Annotated in this window: 4 protein-coding genes; all 4 read right to left on the reverse strand. The window is 39.2% G+C overall.

Going from position 1 to position 2,039, the window contains the following annotated elements:
- Positions 1–516, reverse strand: a 516-nt coding sequence (locus CUS_RS12855; protein ID WP_037277388.1) for a restriction endonuclease subunit S, incomplete at its 3' end; no start/stop codon positions are given.
- Between the two features lie 6 nt (positions 517–522).
- A complete protein-coding gene (locus CUS_RS12860; protein ID WP_037277392.1) occupies positions 523–1,140 on the reverse strand; it encodes a hypothetical protein in 618 nt (205 codons plus the stop codon).
- Between the two features lie 9 nt (positions 1,141–1,149).
- Positions 1,150–1,800, reverse strand: coding sequence for a hypothetical protein (locus CUS_RS12865; protein ID WP_002851384.1), 651 nt, complete (start codon positions 1,798–1,800; stop codon positions 1,150–1,152).
- The coding region (locus CUS_RS20220) for a hypothetical protein (protein ID WP_207635697.1) at positions 1,770–2,039 on the reverse strand (270 nt) is incomplete at its 5' end. The genes CUS_RS20220 and CUS_RS12865, both read right to left, overlap by 31 nt.

Here is a 2,039-nt window from a genome sequence, read left to right on the forward strand (position 1 = left end):
AAGAATTGTCTGTTTTATTTCATCTATGGATAATTCTGGTCTTGTTGTTTTTAATGAAGCAAAGTCCCAAAATTGCTTATATCCAATATAAGAACTAAGAACGTAATAAAAGAATTTTGCACAATGATCTCTTGAAACTGAAATTTTACCAACATGGGAAGTAGTGTTTGCTATAGCAACAGATTTAGGGATGATAGCAGTTTTTCCGATTGTTGCTCCTGTTTTGGCGAAAAGAATATCGTCAGGTTTAAGTGTACTGCTTTTAATCAATTCATTCTGTTGTTGTGTAATATATACAACATTAGATAGCTGTAATTCGGTTGCCCAACCAAGATTGTTTACTCGAATATACGGTATTCCATCATCGGTGTAATCATCAGCTTTGATAATTCCGTGATCTCCATCGCCTATTGCATATGGGTGCGTTAAATCCAATATATGTGTAATCTTTGATACAGTCCAATCACTGGGTATTTTGCCAATCCACTCAATCCCACTATCCTTCATTTCACGCATTGCCGTTCACCCCCTAATAAAAGCTAATACCGTAAATAGCGCTGCTATAAAAGCCATTAATGAAGAAAATACCATGTTAATTATATCATTATCTTTCATTTGATCTATCTCGATCTTTATTACACGCATTAAATTGAAAAAGAACAGAAAAAACAAATCCAACAATATAAATATTGGATCAATTTTACCTTTAACCACTAATACTGTAACCGCAATAGCTCCACCTAAAAAGATATACTGGGCGACAGTGAATATAATACTGCATATCAATGCCATAAAACCAAATGTCATTGTTGATTTTTGGGCATAGTCCTTTTTATAGAGTATAAATGCTTTTAAAGCAATTAAGTCATTATATAAGCCTACACCGATCTTTCGATACCATTTATCATTCTTAGCTATATCCTTAAAGCCATAAGTCTTTCGCCAGTTAGCTGTATTTTTTTCTTCTTCAATGGCTTTCTCTTTCTTTTCATTTTCCTTATTCTGAATGAAAGCTTTGGTAATTGATTCGGTTAATTTTTCATAGTCAATTGCTAAATTGCTTTCTTTAGCTATTGCTTTTGCTAATTTATCATAGTCAATTTCATTTTTAACTATTGTTTTTTTCTCGAATAGCGCCATAACTTTACCTCATCCAAACAGCCGTGCGATACGCTCACTCACCGACTTTTCAAGCTCCATGAACCGCTGTTCAAGCTCCTCGCTGGGCTTCGGCTGCTGATACTTATAGAAATATCTTGTAAAAGGAATCTCCGCACCCGTCCTGATAACAGGCGACTTCTTGCTCAGATCTTCCTCAAAGAACCACTGTGCATCGGGAACATGGGGAAGTACCTCACGAGCCATATAGTCCTCGATGCTCTCGTCAAACTTGACGATTTCGGTATCCTTTGTTTCCTTATCGTAGATGATGTTGCCCTTCTTGTCACGCTGAATCTCGGCAGACTTGTCCATGACTGACAGACCGTCAGCAATCTTGTCAAGGAGCTTCTTGTCTGTTGTTGCGGTGCTGAGTATCTTAGTCAGTACGGGCATAAATTCTTTAACAGAAAGATATATCTTATCATCAATACTGTTGTTCAGTGCCTCGATGATAGCATCGTAAACAGGCTTGTTGTTCTGGAAGTTTTCGAGCTTTTTCAGTTCTTTACCCGTCAGCTCCTCAGAGTTTTCAAGTTCTGCCACCTTTGCAGGATCGTACAGCGAGGACAGCGAACCCTTTGACAGCATCGCCTGGATACGCTCCTCAGTCACGGCATAGCTTCTCTGCAACGGCTGCATGACCGTGTACTCACGATAGATGAACTCGGTGTTCGGGTAGATCTTGCAAAGCTCATTCTCTGTGAAGTCAGCATACAGCTTCGTGATAGCGGAACGGTCTTCGGGACTGATCTCGTTTTTCTTATTGCCGAGCGCCTTGCGGAGCTTGTGGAAGATAGAGCCTGCATCAATAAGCTGAATTTGCCCTTGCGTTCCTCACGCTTATTCTTCGACAGCACCCAAATGTATGTAGCGATACC

Origin of the sequence: Hominimerdicola alba 8 (assembly GCF_000178155.2) — a bacterium.
GTDB classification, from domain to species: Bacteria; Bacillota; Clostridia; order Oscillospirales; family Ruminococcaceae; genus Hominimerdicola; species Hominimerdicola alba_C.